This window comes from Pseudomonas sp. BN415, assembly GCF_029871195.1.
Lineage (GTDB): Bacteria > Pseudomonadota > Gammaproteobacteria > Pseudomonadales > Pseudomonadaceae > Metapseudomonas > Metapseudomonas resinovorans.
In genome coordinates this window covers 182635-208990 of the sequence record NZ_SSOK01000010.1, presented here as the reverse complement: position 1 = coordinate 208990, position 26356 = coordinate 182635, and the positions used below count along the sequence as shown (strand labels likewise).

Annotated in this window: 30 protein-coding genes and 3 pseudogenes; 16 read left to right on the top strand and 17 right to left on the bottom strand. The window is 55.6% G+C overall.

Translation table 11 applies throughout. The features are described 5' to 3' along the window. The first annotated feature begins 103 nt into the window (after window positions 1-103). Entirely contained in the window at window positions 104-385 is a 282-nt protein-coding gene (locus E8F20_RS02960; protein ID WP_280282365.1) for a transposase, read from the top strand. 193 nt (window positions 386-578) lie between these two features. Beyond that, entirely contained in the window at window positions 579-908 is a 330-nt protein-coding gene (locus tag E8F20_RS02955) for a hypothetical protein (RefSeq protein ID WP_280282364.1), read from the top strand. 484 nt (window positions 909-1392) lie between these two features. Here E8F20_RS02955 and E8F20_RS02950 read toward each other — a convergent pair whose 3' ends face one another. Next, window positions 1393-2004, bottom strand: coding sequence for a TetR/AcrR family transcriptional regulator (locus E8F20_RS02950; RefSeq protein ID WP_280282363.1), 612 nt, complete (start codon window positions 2002-2004; stop codon window positions 1393-1395). A gap of 279 nt (window positions 2005-2283) precedes the next feature. Here E8F20_RS02950 and camD point away from each other — a divergent pair, with 279 nt between their 5' ends. The 4 genes from camD (at window position 2284) to E8F20_RS02930 (ending at window position 6318) form a co-directional block, all read left to right on the top strand. Then, a complete protein-coding gene (gene camD / locus E8F20_RS02945) occupies window positions 2284-3369 on the top strand; it encodes a 5-exo-hydroxycamphor dehydrogenase (protein WP_280282362.1) in 1086 nt (361 codons plus the stop codon). Between the two features lie 109 nt (window positions 3370-3478). Then, window positions 3479-4642, top strand: a complete 1164-nt coding sequence (locus tag E8F20_RS02940; RefSeq protein ID WP_280282361.1) for a cytochrome P450 — start codon at window positions 3479-3481, stop codon at window positions 4640-4642. A gap of 19 nt (window positions 4643-4661) precedes the next feature. Then, complete coding sequence (locus tag E8F20_RS02935) at window positions 4662-5930, top strand: FAD-dependent oxidoreductase (RefSeq protein WP_280282360.1); 1269 nt, start codon at window positions 4662-4664, stop codon at window positions 5928-5930. A gap of 64 nt (window positions 5931-5994) precedes the next feature. Beyond that, window positions 5995-6318 (top strand): 2Fe-2S iron-sulfur cluster-binding protein, encoded by a 324-nt coding sequence (locus tag E8F20_RS02930; RefSeq protein WP_280282359.1) that lies wholly within the window; start codon window positions 5995-5997, stop codon window positions 6316-6318. A 499-nt stretch (window positions 6319-6817) separates the two neighbouring features. Here E8F20_RS02930 and E8F20_RS02925 read toward each other — a convergent pair whose 3' ends face one another. The 5 genes from E8F20_RS02925 to E8F20_RS02905 all read right to left on the bottom strand — a co-directional run bounded on the left by E8F20_RS02925 (window position 6818) and on the right by E8F20_RS02905 (window position 11738). Further along, complete coding sequence (locus E8F20_RS02925) at window positions 6818-7384, bottom strand: TetR/AcrR family transcriptional regulator (protein WP_280282358.1); 567 nt, start codon at window positions 7382-7384, stop codon at window positions 6818-6820. Between the two features lie 311 nt (window positions 7385-7695). After that, window positions 7696-8544, bottom strand: a complete 849-nt coding sequence (locus E8F20_RS02920) for a 3-hydroxybutyryl-CoA dehydrogenase (RefSeq protein WP_280282357.1) — start codon at window positions 8542-8544, stop codon at window positions 7696-7698. A gap of 33 nt (window positions 8545-8577) precedes the next feature. Next, window positions 8578-9765: an acetyl-CoA C-acyltransferase family protein gene (locus E8F20_RS02915; protein WP_280282356.1), complete on the bottom strand. Its 1188-nt coding sequence runs from the start codon at window positions 9763-9765 to the stop codon at window positions 8578-8580. A gap of 180 nt (window positions 9766-9945) precedes the next feature. After that, complete coding sequence (locus E8F20_RS02910) at window positions 9946-10830, bottom strand: SDR family oxidoreductase (RefSeq protein ID WP_280282355.1); 885 nt, start codon at window positions 10828-10830, stop codon at window positions 9946-9948. A 122-nt stretch (window positions 10831-10952) separates the two neighbouring features. After that, a complete protein-coding gene (locus E8F20_RS02905) occupies window positions 10953-11738 on the bottom strand; it encodes an enoyl-CoA hydratase-related protein (protein WP_280282354.1) in 786 nt (261 codons plus the stop codon). Window positions 11739-12048: 310 nt separating this feature from the next. On the opposite strand from E8F20_RS02905, the gene E8F20_RS02900 reads away from it, so the two are divergent. From E8F20_RS02900 to E8F20_RS02890, 3 genes are all read left to right on the top strand, one after another. After that, a complete protein-coding gene (locus tag E8F20_RS02900; RefSeq protein WP_280282353.1) occupies window positions 12049-12831 on the top strand; it encodes an SDR family oxidoreductase in 783 nt (260 codons plus the stop codon). 203 nt (window positions 12832-13034) lie between these two features. After that, window positions 13035-13502 (top strand): NUDIX domain-containing protein, encoded by a 468-nt coding sequence (locus E8F20_RS02895; RefSeq protein ID WP_069084982.1) that lies wholly within the window; start codon window positions 13035-13037, stop codon window positions 13500-13502. 428 nt (window positions 13503-13930) lie between these two features. After that, on the top strand, window positions 13931-14569 hold the full coding sequence (locus E8F20_RS02890; protein WP_280282352.1) for a TetR/AcrR family transcriptional regulator: 639 nt from the start codon (window positions 13931-13933) through the stop codon (window positions 14567-14569). 296 nt (window positions 14570-14865) lie between these two features. Here the strand turns inward: E8F20_RS02890 and E8F20_RS02885 are convergent, their stop codons facing one another. The 4 genes and pseudogenes from E8F20_RS02885 to E8F20_RS02870 form a co-directional block, all read right to left on the bottom strand. Next, complete coding sequence (locus tag E8F20_RS02885) at window positions 14866-15465, bottom strand: cytochrome c oxidase subunit 3 (protein ID WP_280282351.1); 600 nt, start codon at window positions 15463-15465, stop codon at window positions 14866-14868. A gap of 81 nt (window positions 15466-15546) precedes the next feature. Next, window positions 15547-16287 (bottom strand): hypothetical protein, encoded by a 741-nt coding sequence (locus E8F20_RS02880; protein WP_280282350.1) that lies wholly within the window; start codon window positions 16285-16287, stop codon window positions 15547-15549. Between the two features lie 155 nt (window positions 16288-16442). Then, a pseudogene (locus E8F20_RS02875) lies at window positions 16443-16911 on the bottom strand (IS3 family transposase); the annotation flags it as partial. Window positions 16912-17100: 189 nt separating this feature from the next. Continuing rightward, window positions 17101-17208, bottom strand: a pseudogene (locus E8F20_RS02870) (transposase); the annotation flags it as partial. Between the two features lie 557 nt (window positions 17209-17765). Between E8F20_RS02870 and E8F20_RS02865 the strand changes: the two are divergent. After that, a complete protein-coding gene (locus tag E8F20_RS02865; RefSeq protein WP_280282349.1) occupies window positions 17766-18209 on the top strand; it encodes a hypothetical protein in 444 nt (147 codons plus the stop codon). Window positions 18210-18397: 188 nt separating this feature from the next. Continuing rightward, complete coding sequence (locus tag E8F20_RS02860) at window positions 18398-18769, top strand: hypothetical protein (protein ID WP_280282348.1); 372 nt, start codon at window positions 18398-18400, stop codon at window positions 18767-18769. Window positions 18770-18981: 212 nt separating this feature from the next. Here the strand turns inward: E8F20_RS02860 and E8F20_RS02855 are convergent, their stop codons facing one another. Continuing rightward, window positions 18982-19245 carry an SDR family oxidoreductase gene (locus E8F20_RS02855; protein WP_280282347.1) on the bottom strand — a complete coding sequence of 88 codons (264 nt, stop codon included), beginning with the start codon at window positions 19243-19245 and terminating at the stop codon, window positions 18982-18984. 79 nt (window positions 19246-19324) lie between these two features. Continuing rightward, window positions 19325-19591 (bottom strand): annotated as a pseudogene (locus tag E8F20_RS02850) (transposase); the annotation flags it as partial. An 83-nt stretch (window positions 19592-19674) separates the two neighbouring features. Here E8F20_RS02850 and E8F20_RS02845 point away from each other — a divergent pair. The 3 genes from E8F20_RS02845 to E8F20_RS02835 all read left to right on the top strand — a co-directional run bounded on the left by E8F20_RS02845 (window position 19675) and on the right by E8F20_RS02835 (window position 21451). After that, window positions 19675-20058 carry a VOC family protein gene (locus E8F20_RS02845; RefSeq protein ID WP_280282346.1) on the top strand — a complete coding sequence of 128 codons (384 nt, stop codon included), beginning with the start codon at window positions 19675-19677 and terminating at the stop codon, window positions 20056-20058. 490 nt (window positions 20059-20548) lie between these two features. After that, window positions 20549-20905: a histone-like nucleoid-structuring protein, MvaT/MvaU family gene (locus E8F20_RS02840; RefSeq protein ID WP_280282345.1), complete on the top strand. Its 357-nt coding sequence runs from the start codon at window positions 20549-20551 to the stop codon at window positions 20903-20905. 234 nt (window positions 20906-21139) lie between these two features. Further along, entirely contained in the window at window positions 21140-21451 is a 312-nt protein-coding gene (locus E8F20_RS02835) for a hypothetical protein (RefSeq protein ID WP_280282344.1), read from the top strand. Between the two features lie 169 nt (window positions 21452-21620). Here the strand turns inward: E8F20_RS02835 and E8F20_RS02830 are convergent, their stop codons facing one another. Both E8F20_RS02830 and E8F20_RS02825 read right to left on the bottom strand, forming a co-directional pair. Continuing rightward, window positions 21621-22478 (bottom strand): inositol monophosphatase family protein, encoded by an 858-nt coding sequence (locus E8F20_RS02830; protein ID WP_280282343.1) that lies wholly within the window; start codon window positions 22476-22478, stop codon window positions 21621-21623. An 81-nt stretch (window positions 22479-22559) separates the two neighbouring features. Next, the gene (locus E8F20_RS02825) at window positions 22560-22766 is read right to left on the bottom strand and encodes an antitoxin Xre/MbcA/ParS toxin-binding domain-containing protein (protein WP_280282342.1); all 207 of its coding nucleotides are present in this window, start codon (window positions 22764-22766) and stop codon (window positions 22560-22562) included. 311 nt (window positions 22767-23077) lie between these two features. Between E8F20_RS02825 and E8F20_RS02820 the strand changes: the two genes are divergently transcribed. After that, window positions 23078-23266 (top strand): hypothetical protein, encoded by a 189-nt coding sequence (locus E8F20_RS02820; protein WP_280282341.1) that lies wholly within the window; start codon window positions 23078-23080, stop codon window positions 23264-23266. Window positions 23267-23296: 30 nt separating this feature from the next. On the opposite strand, the gene E8F20_RS02815 is transcribed toward E8F20_RS02820, so the two are convergent. Further along, complete coding sequence (locus tag E8F20_RS02815; RefSeq protein ID WP_280282340.1) at window positions 23297-23956, bottom strand: site-specific integrase; 660 nt, start codon at window positions 23954-23956, stop codon at window positions 23297-23299. 30 nt (window positions 23957-23986) lie between these two features. Beyond that, window positions 23987-24205, bottom strand: coding sequence for a hypothetical protein (locus E8F20_RS02810; RefSeq protein ID WP_280282339.1), 219 nt, complete (start codon window positions 24203-24205; stop codon window positions 23987-23989). Window positions 24206-24385: 180 nt separating this feature from the next. On the opposite strand from E8F20_RS02810, the gene E8F20_RS02805 reads away from it, so the two are divergent. After that, window positions 24386-25387 (top strand): DNA-binding protein, encoded by a 1002-nt coding sequence (locus E8F20_RS02805; protein WP_280282338.1) that lies wholly within the window; start codon window positions 24386-24388, stop codon window positions 25385-25387. Between the two features lie 42 nt (window positions 25388-25429). Here the strand turns inward: E8F20_RS02805 and E8F20_RS02800 are convergent, their stop codons facing one another. Beyond that, a complete protein-coding gene (locus E8F20_RS02800) occupies window positions 25430-26356 on the bottom strand; it encodes a hypothetical protein (protein ID WP_179060111.1) in 927 nt (308 codons plus the stop codon).

The following is a 26356-nucleotide window of genomic DNA, read 5'->3' as shown; positions in this document are numbered from 1 at the left end:
ATTGACGCTTCGCATGGGTAGTTAGGGAAACTCACAGACTGAATCATCCCGGGCTGAGTGGGCACTGACTTAAGGTGAATAATGCCCACCACTCGGAGTGTTCATGCCCCAGACCAGACGACGTTTTCCCAACTCTTTCAAACGCGAGGCGATAGACCACGTACTTTGCGGGATGTCGCTTCGTCATGTAGCCCAGGCATTGGGTATTGCTGAAAGCCTGCTAGGCAAATGGAAGAGCCACTACGAACAGCAAGGTGGCGATGCCTTCCTGGGCAACGGCAAGCATCGTGTTGAGAGTGCTGAACTTCTCCGCCTGCGCCAGCAATTGGCCCAGGCCACCATGGTGCGCGAAGTGTTAAAAAACCACCTTCCCGGCACTCCGTAGCCCATTGGATTAGAAGCACGCCCACTACGGTGACTCCACAGGACCGTGGTCGTCTGCTTTCTGGGAGGCTGAGCCCCCGTCAAAATACCTGCCCCAGAGGAAGCTGCAGACCCGCGAGTGGTAGAGCGTTTCGTGACCCCGTTTAGGAAGGTGATCTGATCCGAGCCACCTCCGGAATTTTCGGTGTGGGCGGGTGCACGTGATAAAGCTCATATCAGCGCGCTGCCTGGCGGTCATTCATGATCGCGCAACCGGTACTGATCTTGGCTCGCGGTTTCATGTGGTCGCAAACCTCACTGAACTCACCGAAGTGTCGGTACAAACTATCAGCCCTTCACTGCTGATGTGGACCTGGTTGGCCCAGCTTTGGGACACCACGGTGGCGATGGAGTTGGCCGGCGTATATTGGATTCCGGGCTACGAGATTCTAGCCCGCAGTCGCCACTACCTGCCGATTGCCCCGAATCATCTGGACGCCAGTTCGCCCCGGATCGCACCAACCGGCATTGAGTCTCGAACATGACCTACGTGCGGACAGCCCAAGGAGGCTATATCTGGCGTTGGTCGTGTGCAGTCGTCGATTGGGCGATGCTTCACCGTATGCATCAGCCCCGTACACACTGCGCTGGAGATAGCCCTTGCACGACGCCAGCGACAGGCGGAGGTGCTGCTGCATTCGGCAGCGGCAGCCAATACTGCGCCTACGACTACCAGGCTTTGCCTGGACGACATCGAATCGTGCCCAGCCATTCACACTCGGGGAACTGCCGGCACACTCGGTGAGAGAGCGTTTCTTCCGCTCGCTGAAAGTCGAGGGGAATACTTGATGCGCTATGCCAGCTGCCAGGAGGCAAAGCCCGATCTGTTCTACGACACAATCACCGTCGCCGCAACTCGACACGGGGCTATCTCCGTCTGATGGAGTTTGAGCGGCACTCTGCGAGCAGTAGCTCTCAACTACCTGTCCACTAGCTCCTGGACACACCACATGTCGGGAATAGGCCTACCTATTCATCTTCGATATTGAAGAGTGCCGCCAGAGTGATATCGAGCTTGGCCTTCTGCAAGGCCAAGTCTTGTGCCCCCCCAGCCCCTTCCAGACTGACCGCGTAGGTCAGTGCGCCCAATGCCCCCATCCACAGCAGCTGCGCCGTGTCCTTGGGTGAATACTTTAACTGCCCCTGCGTATGGAAATGGGATAGATCCTCAGCGACCCCTCGCAGGGTATCAGCGACCAGGCTCGGAGGCTCTCCCGCCATGATCTGCTGAATCACAATGCGACACATATTCGGCTCTGAGTAGGCAAACTGCAGGAACGTTGCCCATCCATCGCGTATCCCCTTGAGCGGCCCCTTCTCTTCGATACCGTCGTGATAGGCCTTGGCAACCTGCAGGTAGGTCACGTCAATCGCAGCCTTGTGCAGTCCATGCAGATCACCGTAGTGGTGATACAACGTTGGCGGCGTTACGCCTACCTCCGCACAGATCGCCCGCATGGTTGCACCCTCGCGTCCCTTGGTACTTAACAGGTGCACGGCTGCACGCAGCAAGTCCTGCTTGATATCGCCATTGCTGGAGTCGATACGACCTTTTTTTTCCAGAGGCTGGGCTGTTGTCAATGTAAGTCCTCACTGCCGTGTTCGATCCAGGGCGACCCAAGCCACACGGCTACTCAACGCCCCGGCGGGAAGCCGGTCCGCACAATACCAGCATGATTCACAAGTCAAAACCGTCACCCAACACGCGTGTTGAATATTTTTCACCGCGCATGTTGACCATCAACGCAATCGTCCATATATTCAGTATATCACCGATATACAGCTCAACCTGACCATTTGAGCACAGCGGGAAGGCTTCGCTGGCCCAGCCCCAAAGCACAACAAGAACGAGGTGTAAGAATGCAATATGCAAGAGCAGCTGTGATGGTCGAACAAAATCGGGTCGAGACCTGGAACGTCCCGGTTTTTGATCCTGCACCAGGCGGAGCCCTGGTACGCGTGGTCCTTGGTGGCGTGTGCGGCAGCGATGTGCACATCGTCTCCGGAGAAGCGGGCACTATGCCCTTCCCGATCATTCTCGGCCACGAGGGTGTGGGGCGCATCGAAAAACTCGGGGCCGGCGTCACCACGGACTATGCAGGAGTCCCGGTTAAGCAGGGTGACATGGTGTATTGGGCCCCCATCGCACTGTGCCATCGCTGCCATAGTTGCACCGTTCTGGATGAAACCCCCTGCGACAACTCAACCTTTTTTGAGCATGCGGACAAGCCCAACTGGGGCAGTTATGCAGACTTTGCCTGCCTACCCAACGGCATGGCCTTCTACCGTCTGCCCGATCACGCCCAACCGGAAGCATTGGCCGCACTCGGCTGCGCCTTGCCAACCGTGCTGCGCGGCTATGACCGCTGCGGCCCCGTGGGCCTGGACGATACTGTGGTTGTTCAGGGTGCCGGCCCGGTCGGACTCGCTGCTGTGTTGGTTGCTGCGGCATCTGGTGCCAAGGAAATCATTGCCATCGACCATTCCCCGGTTCGCCTGGAAATGGCACGCAGCCTCGGCGCGACTGAGACCATCTCGCTCAAGGACACCACCCCGGAAGACCGGCTACGCATCGTCGCCGAACGGTTCGGCAAGCGAGGCGCCAGCCTGGTCGTGGAAGCCGCCGGCGCCTTACCGGCCTTCCCTGAAGGCGTGAACCTGACCGGCAACCACGGCCGCTACGTCATTCTCGGCCTGTGGGGCGCGATTGGTACTCAGCCCATCGCTCCCCGCGATCTGACCATCAGGAACATGACGATTGCCGGAGCGACCTTCCCCAAACCCAAGCATTACTACCAGGCCATGCAGCTTGCGGCGCGACTGCAGGACCGCTTCCCGCTGGCCGACCTAATCACGCAGCGCTTTTCCATCAATGATGCCAACAAGGCGCTTGAGCTGGTCAAGACAGGTGCACTGATTAAGCCCGTGATCGATCCGACCCTCTAACCGCCCCTGTTTCTGGAGAACAACAATGAGTACTGAAATCGTACAGAACAATGCCAGTCTTGCGCCCCTGCCACCCCACGTACCTGAGCACCTGGTCTTTGACTTCGACATGTACAACCCGCCGAACATATCGGAAGGCGTGCAGAAAGCCTGGGCAACCCTTCAGGGACCGAATGTACCGGATCTAATTTGGACGCGCTGCAACGGTGGGCACTGGATTGCTACTCGGGGACAATTGATACGCGAAGCCTTTGAAGACTCCGCTAATTTTTCCAGCGAGTGCCCGTTCATTCCCCGCGAAGCGGGCGATGCCTACGATTTCATTCCCACGTCAATGGATCCGCCGCAGCAGCGCCAATTTCGTGCACTGGCCAACCAGGTGGTCGGCATGCCCGTGGTGGATAAGTTGGAAAGCCAGATTCAGGAGCTGGCCTGCTCACTAATCGAAAACATCCGTCTTCAGGGTCACTGCAACTTTACCGAAGATTTTGCCGAACCCTTCCCGATTCGCATCTTCATGCTGCTCGCAGACCTGCCGGACAAGGACATCCCGCACTTGAAATACCTCACGGACCAGATGACCCGCCCGGATGGCAGCATGACCTTCGCAGAGGCCCGGGACGGGCTCTACGAATACCTGATACCGATCATCGAGCAGCGCAGACAGAAGCCGGGAACCGACGCCATCAGCATCGTTGCCAACGGCCAGGTCAATGGGCGGTTGATCACCCCTGACGAGGCCAAGAGAATGTGTGGTCTCCTGCTGGTTGGTGGCTTGGATACCGTAGTCAACTTCCTCAGCTTCAGCATGGAGTTTCTCGCCAAGAGCCCGGAGCACCGCAAAGAGCTGATTGATCATCCAGAGCGCATTCCCGCTGCCACCGAGGAACTGCTCCGCCGCTTTTCGCTGGTTGCTGATGGCCGCATTCTCAAGTCCGACCTTGAGTTCCATGGCGTGCAACTGAAGAAGGGCGACCAGATTCTCTTGCCGCAGATGCTCACCGGCCTGGACGAGCGTGAAAACGCCTGCCCGATGCACGTCGACTTCAGCCGCCAGAAGGTATCGCATACGACCTTTGGTCACGGCAGTCATTTGTGCCTTGGCCAGCATCTTGCCCGCCGCGAAATCGTCACCACCTTAAGGGAATGGCTAGCCCGGATTCCTGACTTTGCCATTGCCCCGGGCGCCCAGGTGCGCCACCAGAGTGGCATTGTCAGCGGCGTGCATGCACTACCGCTGGTCTGGGATCCAGCGACCACTATAGCGGTATAGACACGTGAGGGTGCGTGCAGTGAACGCAAACAAAAATCTGGTCATAGTAGGCGCAGGCCACGCTGGGGTTGAGGTTGCTTTTGGCCTGCGCGCCAACGGCTGGGAAGGCAATATCTTGCTGGTGGGGGATGCAGCAGTTATTCCCCATCATCTACCGCCCTTGTCCAAAGCCTATCTGGCTGGCAAGGCCCCACCGGAAAGCCTGTATCTGAGAGCCCCAGATGCCTACGCGGCGCAGAACATCCAATTGCTCAGTGGCACACAGGTAACAGCAATCAACCGCGACCGACGGCAGGTCAGCCTATCGGATGGCCAAGTACTGGACTACGAGCGGTTGGTGTTGGCTACCGGCGGACGCCCGAGGCTGCTACCGGTCGCAAGTGGCGCAGCTGGCAAGGCGGCCAACTTTCGATACCTGCGCACACTTGAGGATGCCGAGTGCATCCGCCAACAGCTGACTCCCGGCAATCGCCTGGTGGTGATTGGCGGCGGCTATGTCGGCCTTGAGGTGGCTGCGACCGCCGTCAAGGCGAACATGCAAGTCACCCTGCTCGACACGACAGACCGTGTTCTCGCGCGAGTTACCGCTCCACCGGTTTCGGCGTTTTACGAACGCCTGCATCGTGACGCCGGCGTTGACATACGAACCGGCATGCAGGTGTGCGGGTTTGAAATGTCAACCGACCAGCAGAGAGTGACGGCCGTACTGTGTGAGGACGGCACGCGACTGGCAGCAGATCTGGTGGTTGCCGGGATTGGTCTGGTCCCGAACTGTGAGCTGGCCAGTGCGGCCGGGCTCCTGGTAGATAACGGTATCGTGATCAACGAGCAGATGCAGACCTCTGATCCCATGATCATGGCGATCGGCGACTGCGCGCGGTTTCACAGCCAGATCTATGGCCGCTGGGTACGTATCGAGTCGGTGCCCAATGCATTGGAGCAGGCGCGGAAAGTTGCCGCTATTGTCTGCGGCAAGCCAACGCGCAACGAGACTGCCCCGTGGTTCTGGTCCGACCAGTATGAAGTCGGGCTGAAAATGGTTGGGCTGTCCGAGGGATACGATCGGATCATTATCCGGGGCTCTTTGGAGCAGCCCGACTTCAGCGTTTTCTACCTGCAGGGGAACCGAGTGCTGGCGGTTGATACAGTGAACCGTCCGGTGGAATTCAACCTGTCAAAGCAGATCATCACAGATCGACTTCCGGTTGAACCAAACCTACTGAATGACGAAAGCGTGCCGCTGAAAGAAATAATTGCGATAGCCAACGCTGAATTGAATAGTGCCTGAAATTTTCCCGCTATCGGTACCCGCTATAGATCGCTGTTATTGACCAAAAAAGTGAGAATAAAAAATGTCTAAAGTAGTGTATGTGTCACATGATGGAACGCGCCGCGAACTGGATGTTGCCGACGGAGTAAATCTTATGCAGGCTGCAGTCTCCAATGGCATCTACGATATTGTCGGCGATTGCGGCGGCAGTGCCAGTTGCGCAACATGCCATGTGTATGTTGACAATACCTTCATGGACAAGGTGCCGACTCCCACCGAGCGGGAAACAGGAATGCTGAGTTGTGCTGCGGCCGAAGTGAAGCCGAACAGCAGACTTTGCTGCCAGATATTCATGACCTCTGACCTGGACGGTATTGTAGTGAACATACCAGACAAGCAATGGTGATTTGCAGTATTAACGAACAGCGAACAAAGCCTGCCGGACAGACTCTGTCCGGCAGCATTTCCAGATAAGCCCTGATTGCCGCAATTGCAAAGGGTTGCAAGGCCTTGACGTGAACCTTGCGACTGCGGTTCCCCGCCCCCCCACCTGAACACCAGCGCCTGCAAGGCAAAGGCTTTACTCGCTTCAATAAGATCCTATCCATTGTTTGCACGGCAGAGGCCGTCAAGGCGTGCGTTTCATGCTTGAAGGTATTTGCAAGGATGGACCATCAGAAACGTGCAACATAGATGAAAAGTTGCAAACGGGTGGCGCGAGAGTATAGTGCCGACACTGCGCACATAGAAATGTCATAATTTTTCGATGAAATGCTCTCCCTTACTGTCAAAACCACATAACAGTAGATCGAGATACCGACAAAGACATTTCATGAATTTAAGGTTGCCCCGACATCATGACCGGGCTCAGCTCTTGAACCAGGTCTCTTGATGCTGACGTCAGGTCAGGATTTCTGCATTCCAGTAAAAAATATATTGCAAAAAGCATCTGCCACTTCCTTGGCCGAAAACTTGCTTTTTGGGGTGTACCAGCGATACGTCCAGTTCAACATGCCGAAGATAGTGTTGGCTGCCAGGCTAGCGGGAATATCATCCCGGAAGCTACCCTCGGCCACGCCCTGCTTAATCAGAGCTAGCACCGCATGTTCGAAACCCTTGGTTTTTTCGAGCATTTCCTGCGCCCAAGGGGTTTTGGCATCGGCGATCTTGTGCATCTCCTCCTGAATATAGACATACATGTAAGGATAGCTATCGCTGTATGACTGCATCAGCAGTTGTACCAGTTGCCTGAGCTTTTCCCGGGTACCTATATCCTCGCGGGCGAGCATCTGCTCGATATTCTTGGCATTCTGCTCAACACCACCCTTAACCGCATCGCGGAAGAACTCCTCCTTGTTGCCGACGTAATAATAGACGCTGGCCCGATCCATACCAGCATAATTGGCGATGTCGTTGAGAGTAGTTGTCTGATATCCCTTTTCCTTGAAAAGATCAGCAGCAAGACGGATCAACTCATCTCTCTTGGCTTTGTACTTGACTCCCCCGTCATTCAAAGCAGTCTTTCGACGTCGGGATATATTGCTACTAGGAGGTGGCGAATTGGCCATGCTGCAGGTTCTTCCTTAAGTCAAATGTAGTGACCCAGTTTTTGATCACTTTTCAAGCGATGCTAACGGTTATCAACGCGTGCGTAAAGAAGAAGATATTGCGTCCTGACTGCTGCAACCTCACGCTGCGGCACCTGAACAATCTACAGCCGGCACGCACCAGCTTCAAACCTGGCGCGTGCCGGCCTACTTCCAATTCAATGTCGTAGGCAGCCTCAATAGCTGTAAAAGCCTTGGCCGCTCTTGCGCCCCAAATAGCCAGCTTCGACCATCTCACGTAATAGCGGTGCAGGACGGTACTTGGAGTCATTGAAACTGCTGTAAAACACTTCCATCACCGACAACAGGGTATCCAAGCCAATCAGGTCTGCCAGCGCCAGCGGCCCGATGACATGGTTGCAGCCCAGGCGCATGCCCTCATCGATCGCCCTAGCACTGGCGATCCCTTCCTGCAAAACGAATACCGCCTCATTGATCATCGGTACCAGAATCCGATTCACGGCAAAGCCCGCGCTGTTCTTTACCGAGATAGCAGTCTTCCTGATATTTTCTACAAACTGCTCGGCTGCCTGATGGGTGGCATCATCGGTCTGCAGCCCACGAATCAATTCGACCAGCAGCATAACCGGCACTGGGTTGAAAAAGTGCATGCCTATGAAGCGGTTCGGCGCGCTACTTGCCGCCGCCAGTTTGGTGATGGACATGGATGACGTATTGCTGGCAATAATTGCGTCTTTACGTACCGTTTTGTCTAGGGTCTGGATGATGGCCAGCTTGATTTTCTCCACCTCGGAGGCAGCTTCAATCACCAGATCTACATCAGCGAGATCGGCGTAATCGGTAGTGCTCTTGATACGCTGCAGGGCAGATTCGCGATCGGTCGGCGACAGCTTTTCCTTGCGCACTAAGCGCTCAAGGCTACCAGACACAGTATGGAGACCTCGCTCCAGTGACCGCTGATCAATGTCCAGCATGACCACACTCAGCCCCGCAATGGCACACACCTGAGCAATACCGTTACCCATGGTACCGGCTCCGACAACACCAACCTTGTTGATCTGCATAGCTGTCGTCCAACCTCTAAAAAATGCTGTCTATTACACACGCTCAAATATGGCGGCAATACCCTGCCCGCCGCCGATGCACATGGTGACCAGGGCATAACGCCCACCGGTACGTTGCAGCTCATAAATGGCCTTGATGGAAATGATTCCACCGGTAGCACCGACCGGGTGCCCGAGAGAGATACCCGAACCATTGGGGTTCACGATCTCTGGATTCAACCCCAACTCCTTGATCACCGCACAGGCCTGGGCGGCAAAGGCTTCGTTAGCCTCAATCACACTAATCTGGTCGAGCTTGATGCCGGTTTTCTCAAGCACCTGACGAACCGCCGGCACCGGGCCTATCCCCATGTAATCTGGATCGACGCCGGCATGGGCGTAGCCAACTAGACGGGCTAGGGGAGTCAGGCCCAACGTCTCTACTGCCTTGCCCTCCATGAGTACTAATGCTGCGGCACCGTCGTTCAGACTGGAGGCATTTCCTGCGGTAACCGTGCCATTTTCTTTGACAAAAATCGGCTTCATGGCTGACAGTTGCTCGATTGTCACGTCGGCGCGGACATTTTCGTCGCGGCTGAAGTAGCTGGTGCCTTTGCGAGTCTTGAGTTCGACCGGCACAATCTGCTCGTCGAAATAGCCCTTGGAAATTGCACGGGCAGCGCGGCGCTGACTTTCAACCGCGAGTTCATCCTGCGAAGTACGGTCAATGCCATAACGGACAGCCACATTCTCGGCGGTGACCCCCATGTGAATGCGCTTCCAGGGGTCATGCAGAATGCCGTTCATATAATCGATGGCCTCAGCATTGCCGAGCCGCGCCCCCCAGCGCAGATTACCCATGATGAACGGACCGCGGCTCATGCTTTCCGCTCCGGCACCGATGGCAATATCCGTGTCACCTAGCAGAACCGACTGCGCAGCGGATACGATGGCCTGTAGAGCGGAGCCGCACAGACGATTAACGTTGAACGCTGGAGTTTCCTGCGGCACACCGGCATCGATGGCAGCGACTCGGCTCAGGTAGGCGTCCCTGGGCTCGGTGGGAATCACATTCCCCATGACCACGTGCCCGACCTGTCCCGGCTCGATGCCGGCACGCTCAATTGCCGCCTGTACCGCTACGGTAGCCAGAGTGGAAAGCGGAAGATCCTTCAGGGAACCACCAAAGCTGCCAATTGCAGTGCGTGCAGCCCCCACCACAAATACCTGACGCTGTGTCATGTGTAGCCATCCTAATCAGTAAATTGGTAGCGGCCTTGGCGACAGTGCCGCCCCTATACCTTAAAAAAGAAGGGCCTGACTGACATTATCTGCCAGCGGCCCAAAATGGAGCGTTGCCACAAACTAAACCGGAAGCGCGAACTTCAGAGTAATTACCGGAAGTTCGCTTTGCCCCTATATTCAGCCATTCCTGTTCGGTAGCCAGCCGACCTTTCCGCTCTCGGTATTACCGATCCGCGCGTTGAAACTCTCAACCGCCTGCGCCACAACTCCGCCGATATCAAAGCCGGTCATGGAGGTTAAACCTCCGTCAACGGCAATGGACTGGCCGGTGACATGCGCAGAAGCATCGGAGGCAAAGAACAGTACCGCTTCTGCAATATCCTTCGGCTTGCCGGCCCGGCCCAGAGGAATCAGCTTGCCGTAGGGCTCCTCAAGACTTTCAGTGAAGGCCGCGTAATGCTCAGGTGCCACATCGCAAGCGGTACCAATGATTGGCGTGAGAATTAGACCGGGCGCGACCACGTTGGATCTGATTTGCTTGGGCGCCAGTTCATAAGAGGCTGAACGCGCCAGGTGCAGTACTGCGGCCTTAGCTGCATCGTAGGAAACCGATGACCAGCCGGCTTCGATACCGGCAATACTGGAAATTGAAACGATACTACCGCCCTGCCCCTGGGCAATCATCTGACGCGCAGCATACTTGTGACCAAGTGCCGCGGAGCGAAGCAGCAGGGTTACCGTTTTGGTAAAACCGTCCGCATCAAGGTCGATCAGCGCGGTCTGATCGCCAAGGGCACCGGCGTTGTTAATCATGATGTCCAGGCGTCCGAAGCGTTCAACCGCATAGGTAACCAACGCCTCAATCTCAACATCGCTGGTCACATCCGTACGCTTGAAGGCAACCACCTCCGCGCCAAGCTGCGATTCGAGTTCGGCAGCCTGATCATTGATGTCACCGACCACCACCTTCGCACCTTCGGCAACGAAGGTCTCGACAATGCACTTGCCAATACCCCGCGCGCCGCCGGTGACGATAGCTACCTTGCCCTGCAATCTCGACATGCTAACCCCTTCTTATATTTGTGCACTTTAGGAATACTCCTGCATATAACCGTAAAATTTACACAAGAGTTGATTTTCAATTTGAAACTAGCCCTCCAGAGATCGAGCGGATGAACCCAGCCTTAGCGACGCCGCAAGCCTTCCAGCAGCTCTCTAAACTCGCGGGTAGCCATGCAGGCGATGATGGATTGCGCCTCGGCCTCCAGCTGTTGCTCCAGCGGAACTGATGCCGATTGCCAGACCAGACGTTTTGTGCCGGACGCCGCTGTCGGGCTCAGTTCAGCCAGTCGCTCAGCGTATTCACGGGTTTTAGCTTCCAACTCGGCTAGCTCGACCACCCTAGACAACAAGCCGAGTTGACTGGCCCCATCGGCGCTCAACTCCGGCTCGTCCAGAAAAATCTGCAGGGCGCGTCGTGCCCCTAGAGCTTGCACCAGACCGATCGTGCCGCCGCCGTCAGGTGAAACCCCGATCTGCGCATACGCCGGACGAAAACGGGCATTAGAGGCAGCAATGCAGAAGTCCCCCATGAAGGCCATGGAAAAGCCGGCACCGGCGACCGCTCCATGCACACTGGTCAGCACCAGCTTGTCCATGCGCCGCAGCACTAAAAGAAAGCGGTTGAAATGCGCCAGCAACTTACTGATTGGTAGTGCGAGATCGTCGATATGGGAGAGAAACAGATTGACATCACCGCCAGCACAGAACGCCTTACCTGCACCACGAATAACCAGTACCCGGACGCTGTGATTTCGCTCGACAGTCGAGGCCAGCTGCTCAAGGCATACCGCCATATCCACATCTATCGCATTGAATGAGCCAGGACGGTTGAGCGTGATGATGGCGATCGCTCCAGCGATCTCCAAAAGGGCCGGCGCATCAGCTGACTGCGTACTCGTAAGCGTCATATGGCAGCGGAACCTGGGTTGATCAAAGGAAGGCAGGCCCGAGCGCCCGCCCGGCCTGGGGTTAAGTTCAAATCATGGTTACATCACTAACGCCATCAAGTCAACAGCAATGTTGATTTTTTTCGGAAAAATCCAACATGAATGTTGACTGGCACAGTCCTATAGCACCATCCTTGAAAGCGCCGGCGCTGCGCAGCAACCTGGCAGGACAATTTCCGGAACGGTCGGTAGGTTCGGCACGACTCCTTACACAACCTAAGGCTTAGGTACACAGCCCTTCGATCAATAAGACAGAGAACAGGAAGGCAACATGAAACAGCTAGAAGGTAAACGAATCATCGTAACCGGCGGCGCACAGGGCATTGGTGCGTCCGTGGTGCGGGCCTACATTGCCGCGGGTGCAACTGTTGCCTCAATGGATATGAACGACACGCTCGGACAGCAGGTGGTTTCCGAAGCTGGCAAGGCCAATCCCGGCTGCAAATCCCGCTACTACCATTGCAACATTGCCGACCGCCCCGAAGTGGAAAAGGTCTTTGCTGCAGCTGCTGAGGATATGGGCGGCCTGGATGTCATGGTCAATGTGGCTGGGGTGCAACGCCACTCCCCGCCGGACGCCATAGCGGAAGAACTGTACGACATGCTTTTCCGCGTCAATGTACTAGGAACCATCAACACCAATGCCGTTGCCTATCGGCTTATGAAGGGGCAAGGTATCGGCAATATCATCAACTTCGGATCAGAATCGGGACTGACGGGCGAAATTAACAATGCCCTCTATTCTGCCACCAAGGCGGCGGTTCACACTTGGACACGCAATGTCGCCCGCCAATGGGGTCCTGACGGCATCCGCATCAACGCCGTTCTGCCTTATATGGTCACCCCCATGTATGTCGAATTCCGCAATGCACTGTCATCGGAAGATCTAGCTGCCCATGATGCCGCCACCAAGACCGACATACCGCTGGGCGGAAAATTCGGCGATGCCGACAAGGATCTGGCACCGGTAATGGTGTTCCTCGCCAGCGACGCGTCCCACTTCATGACCGGTCAGATGTTCCCGGTGGATGGTGGCCTGATCGCTGTACGCTAGGCGTCCCAAAGGCTCCAGCCATTCGGCTGGAGCCCCCACCTCAGGTTTCAACCACAAACGCGCCCCAGACAGGCTGAAATTTGACAAATCAGAGAGCGGCAGAAAAAGTCAACGCGCGAGTTGACTGTTGTCGATTTACGGCTAATCATTACGACAACGCCAGTCCCCTACACCACCGCTTGTGCTGACTAATGGAGCACACCATGGGAAGTCAACGCGAATCAGCTATACAACGATTTTCCGGAAGCGTCTGCGAGATTGTTGCGGCCGTTCTTTCCCATAAGGGGGAGCTAGCTCTGCTACGTCGCAGCAATCTGGTAACAGGTGATGTCGGGCGCTGGAATTGCATTACCGGGTTTCTCGACCACGATCGCGATCCGCTTTCTCAGGCCCTGACCGAAGTTGAAGAAGAAGCCGGTATCTCAAAGCATCACCTGAAACTGCTCAGTAGCAGCGTGTTGCACCTGCTGGGGCAAGATGGTCGGACGTGGCGCGTTTACGCCTTTCACTTCCACAGCCTGACTCGAACGCTCACGCTTAACTGGGAAAACGACGCCTCAGTCTGGCTGGCGCCGCATGAACTGGGTCAGGTGCCCACCGTCTCCTGGTTCGCACACATCTTGAATGCCTGCGAGCTCAGATCCTCATCAATGACGGCTAACCTAAGCTAAAACTCTCATTTACGTCCCGCCTACTGTCTACCAATCCCCAACAAGGACACTCTGAACATGTTTACTGGGGGACTATTCCTTCGTACATACCGGCTTCCTTGGACTCCCGCTAACTGCTGCTGAAGACAGCGACTCGGCCACCAGCTATGCCGAGGATACCGGCGAAGCCAGCGAGCTTCTGATCAGTACCGCATGGACAGCCTTGCCAACAGCCATATCATCGATAATCGACTATCAATGGCGGCATCCGTTGAGCAGAAAGATCAAAGTCAAGCAGGCATCTACTTAAAAGGTGAACGACTATCTGGCGGTAGTCGGCTACTACTACCCCAAACTGAATACATTGCCCCCCACCGCCGAAAAATCAGCCCTCGCCTGCAACTGCGTGGCAGGCCATGATCTGCGACAACAATATTGCAGGAGATAGGATGGCCCCCTCAGAAAGCTGGCGAAAGAAACCGCAACAGGCGCGCTCAAGGCTGACAGTCGAAGCCATTTTGCACGCTGCAGAAGCACTGTTCGTCACCCATGGTTACGAAGCCACGACGCTGGAGAGAATTGCCGAAAAGGCTGGGGTGGGAATAGGGTCAGTATACGATTACTTTACCAATAAGCATGCCATTGCTCTGACCCTATATGAGCTGACCTCGCAACAAGCTGCACTGGACTCGCGGAAGCTGCTGATTGATCCGGGTATCGAGGATATCGAAACCAATCTGCCCAAGATCATCCGCGGCGTTTATCAATGCTACCGGGATCACCAGTCCATACTGATTGACTTAGTGGATGAGGTCGTTGAGCTGCGGGCGGCAGAAGCCTACTCCTTTGAACGGCTGATTTACCGAGCCAGCTTCATGTACCTGCAGATATACGAGGATCGATTTGCGCAGCATGATCTGCAGTCTGCACATGCTTATCTCATGTTGATGGTCACCAGTACCATAAAGCAGTACATCAAGTCCGCACCGACGCAACTCAGCGAGGAAGACTTTCTCGCACACCTATCCCGAACCATACTAAGCCACCTGCTTGCCGAACCACCTTCTCCTCTCCTATTACGGCACTGAGAATTCGGAGCGCCGATCTCAAGGTACGATATAAACACCTACCAGTATGACTGACGCGGCGGCATATACCCAGCTTCCATACAGCCGCCTCCAGGGTTCGGGAAAATGCCGAGCCTCCATGTAAAACATGATCACCAACTGAGCCTTTACTGCGGCAATCAGTATCACAAGCAATGCCACACCCTTCTGCACGGAACCAATTTCTCCAGAATAGACCGAGACCAAGGTTAGCAGCATTAGACATCCGCACAGAAAAACCGGTGTACGCACCAAACTCGTCACTATGGATTGTCCTTTCATATAAGATACAATAATGGAAAAATAAAAATCCACAACACATCGATAAAATGCCAGAACAACCCAGCATTCTCGATCCCTGATAAATGAACTGCAGGTTGACTATTTTCCTGAAACGCCCGCCGATAGCCATTCAAAAACAACAGGCCTGCCAGAACATGTAGCAGATGCACCATCGTAATGAAAAAATAGAAAGCGATGAACGAGTTATTTATATCAATCGCAACACTCAACTTCTGGTAATACTCAAGCAGTTTGCTCAGGCAGAAAACGCCCCCCAGTGTTATCGCAAATCCAAGCTGCCGTGCAGCTCGTACCGAAAGCGACTGGCGCGCGCTGCAGACAGCCTCGAACACTAGCCATGAACTCAGCAGCAAGATTAGAGTGTTCACCAATCCGAATAGCGGATTCAGTTGTTGCTGTCCCGCGATGTACTGCTCCAGATTGGCCCGCCGCTCCGTCATGAAGGCCAGAAATACCAGCAGAAAAATACCCATGTCCATCAACACGAAAATCCAGATACCTTCAGTACCTGGTGCGGACTTACCTACTTTCATCCGCTCCGGGCTTGCAGCAGTTATTTCTTGCCACTTAGTCATATATAGGCCCACATCGGGTCAGCGAGAGTCCCTCCCACACTGCTTTGCCGCAGAGACGGGGAGGGACAAGACAGTCACACCTCAGTGGGCATAGCTCGAGGCGACTACCGGCATTAGAGTCGAGCCCTTCTTCACTGCCTGGATCATGTAGTAACTAAACGGGGCAAAGAATAGGAACAACCAGGTACCAAAGACGATGTAGAAGTTCCACGTGCCGTTGACGGCAAAGGGGCCAGAGGAGACAAAGGGGATCAGCACCAATGGAATGAAGATGATACCCACCGCGATCGCGCCCCAGCCCGTCCAGCGCGGGAACAGATTCTGGCTCTTGACTAGTACCACGTACAGACCCAGCCCGGTCAGTTGTACCGTCGTGATCATGAAGGTCGTGTCGTAGATGAACCAGGTGAAGACGTGGACGAGCTTAAGCATCTCGGGATTCATTTCGTGTGCGAACATTGCACAAGCCGCCCAGATTGCAGGGCAAAAAGCGAGTACCCAAGCGGTCAGGATGCCACCGCCCAACTCCATATAGCCGAAAAGGCTGAAACTTCCATTTTCATCTCGGAGCATCCAAGCTAGCAAAATGGACCAGGGCAGATAGAGCATACCAAAGACAGCAGACCCGATCATGCCAACTGCGATCATGTTCTGGTACTTTCCGTAATGATTCGCCACCAACTCCTCTCCGGACATACCCATCATATTCGGCGGCGGCAAGTTATTTCCCATGATAGCCCAGAAGACAATGTAGGCAAAAATAAAGAGTGGCCCTATCCATGCAATTGCTAGCTCGACTTTTTTTCTTGTTTCATTATCCACGGCAAAGCACCTCGATTGCGTTTAGTTAAGGTTCTCAAGCCCTAAGCTTGAACTGAAGAGCGCCCCTCAGGATTGACACTAGGGATTGAGTTTTTAACGATCAATACGAATAGGCCTCGGATTCATCTCGGAAATTGCTCGCATTTGGCGCATTACTGGTCACCACGACCGGCATGGTGAAGGAGTCCGGGTGAAGACCGCTTGTGCTGAACCGCTTAGAACAGAGCCCGTTAACCAACTCGGTGGTCAAGCGCTCTCCACAGTTTCACAAGTGATTACATCCTTCAGGCCAGCTAGCTTCAGCCATTCCAGTCACCCCTAATCGGTGGCTATGTATGTGATGCCCCCATCCAGACCTCGTTGGGACGGGTCGGCTCGAAAACCTGCCCCAGCCTGCTCCAGTTAGTTCTCTGCCACCTGTAGCGCGTGTGTCGAATGGATGATTGCCTAGAAGTTGCTCCTTTGCCGGCATCGAAAGCCCAGTTTGCGACGCAGGCGGGTAATACGGTCGTACCCAGCAATAAAGCCGTCTTTCGCCAGCTCCGGCTGTAGGCGACGTGCTTTTTAAGTCTCGCGGGTCTAGGTGTGAGCTACTCGAATCGCCATGCTCAACCGTTCGTTCTCCGGTAACGGCGTTAGCCTGCGTACAAACCGGGTGCAGCCTTCGGGATCGAAGGCTGGCCATTTCACGATCAGCGTTTCTTGCCCGTACGGCCGGTCGTTGGTCACCGTCGCCTGGGGATGGCACTTTGCCCCGACCTTCAATGAAACGAATGCGGGCATGTTGGTGAATGGTTGGTGGCGGTAGAACGATAGCCACTTGCGCACGACATTGGCGTTGATGCCATGGCTCAGGGCAACACTGGCCACCGCGGCACCAGGTTGCAGGCATTCCTTGACGACCTGGGATTTGAACGAAATTAGTTAGGAGTTTCGTTGGCAAATGGCGATCCGCTTGCAGGAGCAAGAATGGTGTCCACTTGAGATAGGTGGGCACCATTACCCTTGACGCAAGGATCAGGAAGGTGTGTTTGCTGCCAGCTTACGTAACTCGCAGCGCAACCATCCCTCATCTATCGAAATCGGTCGAGCGTGACGGTCGCGTCAGGCCACGCTTGACGACGGGAGGGCTTTCGCTCAGCCGTGACCGCCTGCTTCGAAGCAGACTGAAAATCGGTCCCGTTGCTAGCGAAATGACCGGTCACGATGCTTCGAGATTCGCATCCAAAGCTGTAGGTAGCATTGGATCGGATGGCAGAGCGGGAGTGGTTAGCCAAAGCGCCTCTGAAGGTTGTGACAGGTCATGAAGCGCGTATTTCGGGACATTTAATCGCGACAACCAGCAAAAATAGGTATTTACTAAAAACAGTGCGACGCTCTTACTGTTCGCCTAGCAATGTCACCTGCACAACCCAGTGGAGGAATCCGAGAACAACTCTGAACCCGAATCGCCAACTTCATTGAGCAGGAGGCGAGTCATGAATATAAAACGCTGGTCTAAACTTATAACAATCGCAGCTTTCCTAGTTGGCTGTACGACGTCCCAGGACCGCCAGGTGGCCAATATCCCGTTAACTCCCAGCATCCACAATGCTGGACAGATTGGGCAGGCAACCTTGGCATCGGCAGGAAAAGAAACAGCCCTATCAATCTTTATCAGCGGCGTTCCAAGCGACACAACAAGGCCGGTTCACATCTACACTTTTATCTACTCCGGCACTTGTAAGCAACCAGAAAGGACACCAGCATTTGAAATGAACCAGTACGCGCTGGCAGGCAAGGCATACGCCAAACGCGGATGGACCATTTACAGAAGCGCTCCTGTAAAACTAAGCACGCTTCGAACCGGTGGCTATTCGATCGTGCTCCGCGTCGGCCCGGCCGATGGGAATCGGACGATATTCTGTGGAGAAATCACGTAGAGGTCAGTGAGAAGCGGAGGAGATCTCTCCCGGCCGAGTGGTCGCTAGATTAAGGTGGACCTCCGCCTCGCAAGCAGCCTGATGTGGCGCCTCCATCTTGGCGTATTACTTGCTGCGCCTCGACAGTCCTCTCTATCTACGCTGCGCATTCCTTTCTGCTTGGCGGAGTGCAGCCTGCATGGAGCGCAATGATCCAGCCCATGTTCTTGACTCCCTTGTCGCTTCCCTATGCGTCGCTGATGTCCGAGAAAATACCGCAGCAACGTCATATAGCCATCACAACTGAAGCGTCAGACGGCGTGAGAGACTCTCCTGAATCAAAGTCGCCAAATGATGTTGCTCTCGGCGCCACTAACAGACCTGACCCCATTTACAAGCTTCCGAATACTGGCATGCTTACTGACACAAGTCACCACAGTGTGACTTTATTGGACGCCACACTCGCCATATTTCTCGCAGCTAAAATTTACTGCTCAGATAGAGCCATCAAGGAAACCGTCAGGCGCTGCACCAAACGCCGCCCCCGCAGCATCGAGTTTTTACCTTATTGGTCGGAGTGATACCGCCTCATCGATGTGCCTATGCAGGATGAACAGACATGTCAAGGGACCTAATATAAATCCCCCGCTGCATTTACGACTATCTATGGGAATGGTCTGCGCAGGACGCGGCCACGGGCCGACGAAACGGCAGCCCATTTGAACTTTTATTACTTATCTTTTCGCACCAGGTTAGTGCGCGAGAGTTACTTCACGAATGTTAGATATTGCAATCAGCGATCAATATGCGGAGAAACACCACCCATGACAGACATTCCACCGTCGATCGTCTGAGAAGTTCCTGTGGTGAACCACGCTTCGTCGCTGGCGAGATACAGGACCAGATAGGCCACGTCGATAGGCAGACCCATGCGGTCCAGCGGCTGAGCAGCGACCACTTCGGCCATAGCTTGCTTGTCCGGGAATGCGTCATCAACCATATCCGTGTGAATTACCCCGGGATTGACCGAGTTGACGCGGATATTGTCGCCAGCCAACTCAATCGCCGCTGCTCGCGACATTGAATCGAGCGTGCAGCAGAAGCCTGAGGATCTGATCCAGCCTTTTCGCAAGGTCGAACTGGCGCAGGATGGTGGTCTCGTACAGCGCCTCTTCCATCTCCGGATCGCTGTAGCCGAACCAGTTCTGCATCAGATGCACGCGCAACATGGCCATCAACGGGTAGGCCGGACGACCGTCTTCACCCTTCGGGTAAGGCGGCTCGATCAGGGCGATCAAGCCCTTCCACGGCACCGCCTGATCCATCTCGATCAGGAACAGCTCCTTGCGGGTCTGCTTGCGCTTGCCGGCGTACTCGGCGTCAGCGCAGGTCATCTGCTTCATCGGAAAACTCGGGTAACGAGATCGGCGTATTTCACCAGAATCCCTTAAGCTACCTGCTTATCCTTGAGAAACTGGAGAAAGAAATGTCTGTGTTCACTCATGTCACCGTCGGCACCCAAAATGTTGAAAAGGCCCGCGCTTTCTACGACGAGGTGTTGGGGAAAATCGGGCTCAAACGCATCGAAGATTTCGGCGACAAGGGGGCGGGCTGGGGGAAAGAAACGGCGTCGTTCTACGTCCTCAAGCCTATAGATGGCCAACCTGCGTCGGCTGGAAATGGCGCAACCGTGAGTTTTGCGGCCCCGAACCGAGCGGCGGTCAAAGCATTCCATGAAGCCGCACTAGCGCTGGGTGGTAAGGATGAAGGCGCTGTCGGTCGGCGCACCTGGTCACCGACAGCTTTCGCAGGCTATGTGCGTGATCTCGATGGCAACAAGCTAGCCGTATACTCGTTCACTGATGAGTGATAAGGCCGGTGGCTACCGCAACTCGGTAGCCACGTCGCGTATCAATTCCAATGCCTACAAAATAATCACAGCTTCACTAAATATTAAAACTGTAAAACCCACCCTCTTAGCGCAGCCCAACATCGTATCTATCGCACGGAAAATCTATCCACACTAGCCGGCGATTTCGAATCCTCTATTGGGCTGGCCCTGGATGGGAATTTTCCGACTTCGTTGTGCAGCGTCTGATGAACGCTAACTCCGCCACGATGCGTTGCCTGGTCAATGTCTTGATCGACTTTGACCAGGATGGCATCGCTCGGTCGGAAACGTATGTGACCGTCACCTGGTGCGTCGGGATACCAGCCTCGTCACGGTAGATGTAATGGGAGGGCGATTATTGATCGCCTCTCGAAACTGCACTAGTTGCTGCATTCACCACAGCAATCACGTACATTATCTGTAGATTAAGTCATGAGCCCAACCGGGCACCGTCACCTAGGATAATGCGATGAGCAAACTGGCAGAATTCAAGCGTTTGGAAGCCCAACTTGCTGAGCAGCTTGCAGCTTTGGATAGCCTCAAGAACGATGCAGAGCTAAAGCGAGAGATTGAGTTCGAGACCAAACTCAATGCCCTCCTGAAGGAATATGACGTCGGACTAAAGGCTGTAATCAACATCCTTGCCCCGAAGGCTCCTCGCGACTCAGCTTCCCTCCACCAGGACAAACGCCGTCAACGCGTCGTCAAGTCTTACAAGAATCCATACACCAATGAGGTTGTCGAGACGAAAGGCGGCAACCACAAAGTCTTGAATGCCTGGAAGGCAGAATACGGCGCCGACACTGTCAAATCTTGGCTCCAGTGATTCCCGGCCACTGGAGGTCGGTTGCTTCCGAACTCAAGCGGCCCGTCGCTCTCTTCACGGGCACCGGAGTCGGCCTCCTCCACGAAAACATCGCCGGCATTCGGAGTATCTGAGCATCGAGCGCAGCAGCGTCTGCTCGCCGCCGTCCTTACGGGGCGACAAAGCCGAACCGCAGAGGGAGTATCGTGTGCCAAAGACACAAGGGCGCATATGCCCTCTGTGGGGAGGTTCTCGATGAAAATCACCGCGACGCAACCCGTTGAATCGGTCACTGATGTCCTTTGTGACGTTTGTGGCAAAAGCACACGCATTGAAGGGTATGGACTGCAATATGGAACGCTTCTCGCCAGTTGGGGCTATGGTGCGGCCCATGATGGCGAGCGTTATGAGGTCCACCTGTGCGAATCCTGTTTTTTCGGAACGCTTTCAGGCCTCAGACGTGAGCGCATGGTGAACTTCATGTTTAGTGATGAAGACCCAGACCTCAGCAATTTTGGGCGTGTCGCTCGCAATGATTATTTCAATGACGGTGGCGACTCGACCTGATGAAGGGGGTCGCCGCGCGGCGCATTTCGTCCGCGAACCTCGAGCTGTCAGCACTATTGGTCGGCCTGCCCCTCGCCGCTTCCTGGACGTCAGAGTGTGTACCTTAGTACCCTCACATTGGCACGATAAGAATGGCAGTTAATGCCCAATTGGAAGCTCGCCGTAAAAATTATGCTCCGTCTACCAGAACGACCTGCCACGGGCGCACCAACAGCTCCCGACAGGTACTCTCTGCACCGCCGAAGCAAAACCTGACAGGTTGATTAAACGCCGCTGGCGTCGCGTAACCTAGTGCTTGTCCCTGTTCGTTCCAGAGGCCACCAGCCCCCGCCCGCAGTAGCGCGTGACCCGCCACCACATCGTGGGGCGACACCGCGTACAAGGATACTGCAGCGATCCCATCCCCCACCGCCACCCGGGCAAGCCGATAGGCAATGCTCGGCATGGGGTAGAAGGTAGCGGGCGCACAGAGCTCGGCGTTCTGGGTGGGCTGCGCAAGCGCTGCAAAGCTGACGAAGACTTGGCCACCTTCCGCCAGTCCGCCCTTCGCGACATTCGGCGCTATCAACGCGCCATTGCGTAGCAACTGAGGAATCCCCTCAGCCCAAGCAATACAATCCGCCCCGCGCTCCGTCATCGGCGCATAGACGACTCCCAGCACCGGTACACACTCTCGTAGCAAGCCCACGGAAATCGCCGAGCCTAGGTGCCCTTGCAGAAAGTCGCTGGTGCCATCATTGGGATCCACTACCCAGCAATAGTGATGCCCCGTCAGCTGCACACCGGTTTCCTCACCGACAAAGTCGCAGGGGAGCAGCTTGGTCAGTCCCTGGCGCAGCATGACCTCGACCTCGCCATCAATTTCGGCCTTGTCCCCGGCGCCTCTCGGCCCACCAGGTCGCACCACCTCAGCAGCGATCAGGCATCCCGCTTCCCGAACCAGCGCGATTACCGCATCGAGCAGCGCGCGATCGACGCCCTGGCGAGCTAACGCCTCCGGTGACAAAGGGGCAGATCGTGCACGCATACCGGAACCCTCGAAGTGGGTTAGCGAAGGGGCTCGCTGGCAGTCACGCCCGGTCGTTAACGGCGGCCCTAAAACTTAGGATCAGTGATAGACCCCATACTCGATGCGCCCGAGAAAAGTCTCGAGCACTTCCAGGTCCTCTGCATTGGCGAGCATGTCAATTGGACGACGCCGCTCGAGCCCCAGGGCCGGCGTCACCATCCAGCGCTCGGCCTTCTCCCGACTCCCCAGAACCTGCGTAGCGCGCGTCAGTATTTCGGTATACGGCCCATCGAGTATCGATGTCATAGCAAACCTCTCCAATCGGACGATGCCGCGACTCGGTCCCGGCAAGTCAAGCTTAAGCCAGCCTCCCGCCCATGCGCTGGAGCCGCTGCGCATATGCGGCAGTCAGATGTCGAACGGCCTGGAACGAGCCTCCCCTCGCACAGCAAATTCATCCGGCTTCGCCTAGCCGCTCGTGAATGACTCTGCGAGGAGCCGAGAGCATCTCTTAATTGATACCGTTCAACTACCAATTCGCCCGTCTCTGATGCAGGCGCCTAGACGCGACCGTTGGTAGCTCCCGATCCGGCACTCGAGGAAAGAGCGCGTTGGGCGTGCCTAAAGTTCTGGTACCCCGCCTGCTTAGCAGCCTCATCCAGCGCCTGCGCGTGCAGAATTCCCTTGGCTTTCTTGATTGTCTTAGCAAGACGCTTGATCCCGACCAGGGTGGTCGGGTGGATTTGGTCATATGGCAACATTTCGCTTCTCCATCTATCGACAAGGAAAAAGCAATGCCACGCTGAGCCCAGCACATGAGACGAGTCCCGCATTCGCTATTCGCGGCGCAGCTCGCCGAACTGCATCTCCGGCTCAACATAGCGTAACGCGGCCTTGGCATCGCGCCAGCCGACATAACTCATCAGCGCCTTGACGCTCCACTGGTTGCGGCTGGCCCAGGTGGCAAAGCCGCGCCGCAACGAGTGGCTGCTGTAGCGCCCGCCCTCCAAGCCACTGCGGACCATCGCCCGACGGAGGATGCGCGAGATGCTGTAAGCGTGCAGTCCGTTCTCCGCCAAGTTGCCCCAACGGTCCACCGCACGAAACACCGGGCCCTGGTGCAAACTCGATACCGCGAGCCAGTCAAGATAGGCCTCCACCGGACACAGACGTTTCAAGGCCGGCACCGTGAACGACCGTCCAGCATTGTCGCGGTCGCCTTTGCTGCTGGGCAAAAACAAGTCCATCCCCTCCCCTTGTCGCGCCTCAATAAACTCCACGCGCAGCCGGCAGAGGTCATCGCTGCGAAACGCCCGCCAAAACCCCAGCAGGATCAGGGCGCGATCGCGGCGGCAGCTCAGCAGGGCGTGGCGGTCGATCTGTTCCTGCGCCATCAGCCAGTCGATGCAGCGGGCTAACTCGGTCAACTGCAGCGGCTCCGCCTGCCGCTCCAACCGAGGATGCAGGGCCTGAATGCCACGGAGCACCTCGCGCACCTGCGGCGCCTTGGTCGGATCGGGAAAGCCCTAACTGAGGTGCCACTTGGCCAGAGCGGCGAGATTAGCCCGCAAGGTCGAGCTGGCCAGGGTCTCGGCGTAATCCGCCAGGTAGCGGGCAATCGCCTCACTGCTGGCGGGCAAGAAGCCACCCCAGGCTTCCTCGAAATGTGCGAGCGCCTGCTGATAGCGGCGCTCGGTGCTCTCGCGCCGCGCGGCCTGCCGGTAGCGATCGACCTTCTCCGTCACCGCCTCACCCTCCTGCGTACTAGAAAAACTGCCCTTTCCCCCCGCCACCCCCGCTGAGGTTTGAGAATGCCCGCTTCTCAAACGTCAGTTCGTCCGGCCAAATCCCCTAAATTCGAGTGCTGGTACAGCTGTACTTCCATACTCCATGTCACACCACGCAATCGTCGGAGTGACAGCGCCATGGCGCGTAGCGGCATCAACAAGGCGTTAGTGCAGAAGGCCCGAGACGCACTCCTGGCACGCGGGGTGCGTCCCAGCATTGACGCCGTGCGTATCGAACTGGGGAATACGGGGTCGAAAAGCACCATTCAACGCTACCTCAAAGAACTCGATACGCCGCCTGTAGCCAACGGTCCCGGCTTGAGCGAAGAGATCACCAGCTTCATCTCCGGTCTCTCAGACCGACTCCGTCAGGCGGCCGAAACCTCCGTCGCGGCGGAGCGCGAAGCGGTCGCTCGCCAACAGCAGGAATACCGCAGCCATCGGCAGTTCAGTGCCGAGCGGATCGAGCAGTTGCGAGCGGATAACGACCAGTTGCGGCTCCAACTCGACAGCCTGAACACCGACTGCGGCCTCCTGCGCAGCCAGCTCCATAGCAATGAAGTAGATCGCACGCGATTGCTGGAAGCCCAAACCGGCTTGCAGCAGCTTCTGGACGAACGCGCCGCTCAATTGCGCTCGCTGGAAGACAAACATCAGCATGCGCGCGACGCACTGACCCATTTTCGCGAAGCCAGCCAGGTGCAGCGCGCGCAGGAACTGCAGCGCCATGACGGTCAGCTTCAACACTTACAAACTGAAATCCGGACACTTCAGCACACCCTGTCAATTCGATTAGACGAGCTTGCGACGCTGAATCGGGATAACGAGCGGCTGATGGCCGCCAGCAGTGAGCAGGTCAAGCAACAGCGCCTTCTGACCCAGGAACTACAAAAACAACGTGCGACGATCAACACCCTGCAACAAGACTTGATCAACCGGCAGACTGAAAGAGCGGCTTTGGAGGAGCGTCTAATGCAAAAGCAAGCCGAGTTAGCACTAATGCAGCAACACGGTGAACAACAACGTGAACAACTAGTCCAGTTACAAAAGCACGTTCTGAAGCATTCCATTGCGGCGGATAACCCGGCAATCGAAGCCTCTTCAAAATCAACCAAGAGCAGCACCATGGATAGCGGGTGATGCAGGCAACCTCGCAACCATAGTTACCAATGAGTAGCCGCCCTAGACGACTAATATTGAGCTTTCCACAACGCGAAAGTGCTCCAACCTCCAGCGAAGTGACTTTATCTCTTTCTGCCACGCTTCCAGAGCGCATACATGACGACGGATTCGCGCCGCTATCCAATCAGGTTTCTTATGTAGCAGCAGATCGGGAAGCTCTTTGAAGTCATGCGGATGGTTAATTAGCATTGCCATAAATATCGATAGATCCCGCCCTTTATCGTCGAACCACCCTCTACCTGTCAACTCGCCAATGAGTTCTCGGTACTCATTCACACCAGCATGAAAATATTCAAATGAATGCGGCCAGTCCGAATGATTCTTTAGTTCGTAGAGATCTTGCCGCCAAATAAGCGAATCGACTATCTGATAGAGCTCGCCAGCAATATACGACAACGGAGAGGTAACACAGAGCACCTGCAGATACTTAGTAAACAAGAGACTAGCACGCACTCGACTTGCAGTATACCTGGCCGACTTGGTACGAATTATTAGAAAAAGAATACTCAAATAGTTCAACGACACACACCTGGACAACCAGTCAATCCCCTTAGATGTGGCAAGATCCAACTGAAGTTCTTCACCAAGCTCACTAGAGAGCGCTCCCCAAGATTCCCCACCCCGAGCGTTGGCGCACAGAGTCGGCCAAAGAATGTTACTCAACACCTCACGAAGAAGCGGGTAACGGACGGTTAACTCGGCTTGCAAGTGTTCGGAGAGGACTCGTCCTTTGAAAAACAGCCTCCAGTTTTTTTCACTTGGTTCACAGTAGCCCTGCCCACACTGGTGCTCATACCAGCGAGCCAAGGCAGCTCCGCTGTGGTCGACTCCAGCCTGCTCCGCCAAGGTATGGACTAACAGTTTGCCCAGTGTCTGCCGGATCGGCGGATCAAGTTCACGAGGCGTGTAGTAAGGCGCGGTGTACAC

What these genes read in the sequence shown, in the direction of transcription:
- E8F20_RS02960 (WP_280282365.1), top strand. Translation starts at nt 104, where the DNA reads ATGCCCCAGACCAGACGACGTTTTCCCAACTCTTTCAAACGCGAGGCG.
- E8F20_RS02910 (WP_280282355.1), bottom strand. Translation starts at nt 10,830, where the DNA reads ATGTCGAGATTGCAGGGCAAGGTAGCTATCGTCACCGGCGGCGCGCGG.
- E8F20_RS02920 (WP_280282357.1), bottom strand. Translation starts at nt 8,544, where the DNA reads ATGCAGATCAACAAGGTTGGTGTTGTCGGAGCCGGTACCATGGGTAAC.
- E8F20_RS02865 (WP_280282349.1), top strand. Translation starts at nt 17,766, where the DNA reads ATGAATATAAAACGCTGGTCTAAACTTATAACAATCGCAGCTTTCCTA.
- E8F20_RS02825 (WP_280282342.1), bottom strand. Translation starts at nt 22,766, where the DNA reads ATGACATCGATACTCGATGGGCCGTATACCGAAATACTGACGCGCGCT.
- E8F20_RS02845 (WP_280282346.1), top strand. Translation starts at nt 19,675, where the DNA reads ATGTCTGTGTTCACTCATGTCACCGTCGGCACCCAAAATGTTGAAAAG.
- E8F20_RS02930 (WP_280282359.1), top strand. Translation starts at nt 5,995, where the DNA reads ATGTCTAAAGTAGTGTATGTGTCACATGATGGAACGCGCCGCGAACTG.
- E8F20_RS02840 (WP_280282345.1), top strand. Translation starts at nt 20,549, where the DNA reads ATGAGCAAACTGGCAGAATTCAAGCGTTTGGAAGCCCAACTTGCTGAG.
- E8F20_RS02895 (WP_069084982.1), top strand. Translation starts at nt 13,035, where the DNA reads ATGGGAAGTCAACGCGAATCAGCTATACAACGATTTTCCGGAAGCGTC.
- E8F20_RS02835 (WP_280282344.1), top strand. Translation starts at nt 21,140, where the DNA reads ATGAAAATCACCGCGACGCAACCCGTTGAATCGGTCACTGATGTCCTT.
- E8F20_RS02885 (WP_280282351.1), bottom strand. Translation starts at nt 15,465, where the DNA reads ATGACTAAGTGGCAAGAAATAACTGCTGCAAGCCCGGAGCGGATGAAA.
- E8F20_RS02830 (WP_280282343.1), bottom strand. Translation starts at nt 22,478, where the DNA reads ATGCGTGCACGATCTGCCCCTTTGTCACCGGAGGCGTTAGCTCGCCAG.
- E8F20_RS02905 (WP_280282354.1), bottom strand. Translation starts at nt 11,738, where the DNA reads ATGACGCTTACGAGTACGCAGTCAGCTGATGCGCCGGCCCTTTTGGAG.
- E8F20_RS02860 (WP_280282348.1), top strand. Translation starts at nt 18,398, where the DNA reads ATGATCCAGCCCATGTTCTTGACTCCCTTGTCGCTTCCCTATGCGTCG.
- E8F20_RS02940 (WP_280282361.1), top strand. Translation starts at nt 3,479, where the DNA reads ATGTACAACCCGCCGAACATATCGGAAGGCGTGCAGAAAGCCTGGGCA.
- E8F20_RS02890 (WP_280282352.1), top strand. Translation starts at nt 13,931, where the DNA reads ATGGCCCCCTCAGAAAGCTGGCGAAAGAAACCGCAACAGGCGCGCTCA.
- E8F20_RS02900 (WP_280282353.1), top strand. Translation starts at nt 12,049, where the DNA reads ATGAAACAGCTAGAAGGTAAACGAATCATCGTAACCGGCGGCGCACAG.
- E8F20_RS02915 (WP_280282356.1), bottom strand. Translation starts at nt 9,765, where the DNA reads ATGACACAGCGTCAGGTATTTGTGGTGGGGGCTGCACGCACTGCAATT.
- E8F20_RS02805 (WP_280282338.1), top strand. Translation starts at nt 24,386, where the DNA reads ATGGCGCGTAGCGGCATCAACAAGGCGTTAGTGCAGAAGGCCCGAGAC.
- camD (WP_280282362.1), top strand. Translation starts at nt 2,284, where the DNA reads ATGCAATATGCAAGAGCAGCTGTGATGGTCGAACAAAATCGGGTCGAG.